3 protein-coding genes are annotated in these 3,066 nt (G+C 70.2%); all 3 read right to left on the bottom strand.

All coding sequences use genetic code 11. The features are described from left to right. Window positions 1–392, bottom strand: a 392-nt coding sequence (locus tag ABNT58_RS01445) for a metal-dependent hydrolase (RefSeq protein WP_348751736.1), incomplete at its 3' end; no start/stop codon positions are given. 14 nt (window positions 393–406) lie between these two features. Next, a complete protein-coding gene (gene creD, locus ABNT58_RS01440; protein WP_348751735.1) occupies window positions 407–1,777 on the bottom strand; it encodes a cell envelope integrity protein CreD in 1,371 nt (456 codons plus the stop codon). Between the two features lie 192 nt (window positions 1,778–1,969). After that, window positions 1,970–3,066 (bottom strand): two-component system sensor histidine kinase CreC (creC, locus tag ABNT58_RS01435; protein WP_348751734.1); only part of this gene is annotated, 1,097 nt, incomplete at its 5' end.

Raw genomic sequence — 3,066 nt, 5'->3', positions numbered from 1 at the left:
ACCGGGCGCCAGGCCAGGCAGTGCCGGGTGCCGTCCAGCGGCCACAGCCAGGCGTTGCAAAAGCCGCTGTCGACCAGCCCGTCCAGCACCGGATGCGAGGCGGTGCACAGCGCCAGGTACAACGCCACCAGCCCAAGGGGCCGCAGCGCCCGGCGCCCGGCCAGGCACGCGCCCAGGGCGCCCATCAACAGCGCGAAGCCCAGCGAATGGGTGAAGCCGCGGTGGCCATAGGTGCCGTCCAGGCTGTCCAGGCCCAGCAGCGGCACCAGTACATCGGCATCGGGCAGCACGCCGCACACCGCGCCCGCCAGGGCCAGGCGCCAGCCGATGCGCTGCGGCCCGATGGCCGCGGCCAGCGCGAGCGCGGGTGCGAAATGCAGGTAGGTGGCCATAGGGACTCAGGGGCTCAGGCGCTGTGCGGTTCCACGCCGGGGCTGGCCGGTACCGGCTCAGGGCGCATCACGCTGTACCAGTCGAGCCGACGGGTGGCCACCATGATGGCGGCAAGCACCCCGAACAGCAGCAGCGAGCCCATCATCAGCGCGTTGTCTTCCGACACCAGGATGCCGTAGAGCACCCCGTACAGCGCGACCAGCAGCCCGCTCATGCCCAGGCCCGCGCCCCAGCCGCCCAGCACATGGCGCAGGTAATGGCCCAGCAGCGCGATGCAGCCGGTGCTGGCCAGGCCATAGGCGAGCACGAAGTCCATGTGTTCTGCCAGCGACAGCAGCAGCAGGAAGAACAGCACCAGTGCGGCGCCGATCATCAGGTACTGCATCGGATGGATGCGCCAGCGGCGCACCATCTCCAGCACGAAGAAGGCGGCGAAGGTGAGCACGATGAACATGCCGGCGTACTTGGTGGCACGCTCGGTCAGGCGGTAGACGTCAACCGGGTCGTTCAGCGACACCGAAAACTGCTCGACCGTGTGCGAGGGCGGGCTGTCGCCGCGAGGGTCCTCCAGGAACTGCGATTGCGCCCGGCTGGAGAGCGACGAGACCCGCCAGGTGGCCTCGAAGCCGCTGGCGGTGACGCTGCGGGTGCGCGGCAGGAAATCGCCGCCGAAGCTGGGGTGCGGCCAGGACGAGGTCAGCGTGACGCTGCTGTCGTCGGCCAGCGGCACCCAGCCGATGCCGCCGGTGCCGGCCAGCTCGAAGTCCAGCGCCACTTCCAGCTCGGCACCCGGCTTGAGCAGGCCCGGGTCCACCCGCGCTGCCAGCGGCAGCGGGCTGCTGGCCGGCGCCTGCTCCACGGCCAGCGCACTGCCGGCCAGGCGCATCTGCGGCGCCGCCAGCAGGCCGCGTGTGTCGCTCACGCCCATCAGCAGCAGCGGCTGGCCCAGGGTGATGCGGCCGCCGGGTTGGCGGGGCATGACCTCTTCCCACACGAAGCGGCCAGTGTTGGCGTGCTGGCTGGTGTAGACCGTCACCGGGAAGATGCCCCGCCAGCGGGTTTCGGTGGCCAGGCGGCTGCGCGTGTCCAGCGTCTTCGGGAACTGCACGGACACCCGCTCTTCCGACACCAGCTCTTCGCGCGTGGCGCCCGCCTTGCCCTCCACCTTGACCTTGCGCACAAAGGTTTCGGTGTAGGGCAGCCAGAGCACCGGGCCGGTCAGGGTCTGCGGGCCGGCATGGGCACGGGCCACCTCCGCCGCGGCCTGCTGCCGGTAGGCGCTGCGCTCGGCAATCACCTGGCGCACCAGCGCCAGGGGAATGGCCAGCAGGGCCATCAGCAATCCGATGAGCAGCAGCTTGCTCAGCAAAGGGTATTTGTTCATTCCTCGTTCCGTCTCAGGTTGACGAAACGATTCTTCAAAACCCCTGCGAAGCGGCCGCGCAGGCCGTGTGCAGCGAATGTGAAATGGCGGCGGTGCCGCCGCCGCGTTGCGGGGCTCAGTCCCGCCGGGCCGCCCCAAGGGACTGAGATCCCCCTCGGGGGGGCGCGAGCGCAGCGAGCTTGGGGGCAGGCATCAGGCCGGCAGCCGCCACATGACGCGGCAGCCGCGCGGCGCCTCCACGTTCTCGATACGCAACTCACCCCCGTGCAGGCCGCTCACCTCCTGCACGAAGCACAGGCCCAGGCCGGTGCTCTTGTCGCGCCCCGGGCCGCGCGGCAGCGAATAAAAGCGCTCGAAGATGCGGTCCAGCGCATAGTCGGGCACGCCCGGGCCCTGGTCGCGCAGGGTCCACACCAGCTGGGCCCCTTCATGCAGCAGGCCCAGCGTCAGCAGGCCGCCCGTGGGCGAAAAGTCGATCGCGTTGTCGAGCAGGTTGTGCAGGGCCTGGCGCAGCAGGAAGCGGTTGCCGCGCAGGCTGTGGCCGCTGCCGAGCTGATCGGCCACCTGCAGGCCCTGCAGGCGCAGCCGCGGCTCCAGCGCCTGCAGCACCTCGCGCGTCAGCGCCGCCAGGTCCACGCTGTCCACGTCGCGCAGCTGGCGCATCTGCTCCACGTCGGCCAGGCCCAGCAGCTGGTCGATCAGCTGTTGCAGCCGTTCGGTCTGGCGTTCGATGTTGCCGGCAAAACGCTGGCGGTCGGCCTCGGGCATCGGCGACTGCAACAGCTCGGCCGCACCGCGGATGGCCGCCAGCGGGCTCTTGAGCTCATGCGTCAGCGTGTGCACGTAGCGCTCGACATAGGCCTTGTCTTCGAGCTTCAGGCGCATGCGTTCCACCGCCTGCGCCAGGTCGCTGAACTCGGTGTTGCCCGACAGGCGCCCCATGCGCGGCAGCTCGGCACGCTCGCCCTGCGCCACCGCATGCGCATAGCCACGCAGCCGCGACAGTGAGCTGACCATCCACCAGGTGAACAGCAGGCCGATGGCCAGCGAAATGCCCAGCAGCCCCCACGACCAGGCCAGGATGCGGTTGCGGCTGCGCTGGATGTAAGGCTCCAGCGTGGCATTGGGCCGCGACACGGTGAGCACGCCGATGATGCGGTCGCCATCGCGCACCGGCGCGGCCACGTGCATCACCGTGCTGTCGGGCTGGCCGGGGCTTTCGGCGCTGGAGCGGGCGCCGTACTGGCCACGCAAGGTCTTGTACACGTCGTTCCAGCGCGAATGGTCTT

This window comes from uncultured Aquincola sp., from assembly GCF_964001545.1.
Taxonomy (GTDB): domain Bacteria; phylum Pseudomonadota; class Gammaproteobacteria; order Burkholderiales; family Burkholderiaceae_C; genus Aquincola.
This window is presented reverse-complemented; position numbering and strand designations above follow the sequence as displayed.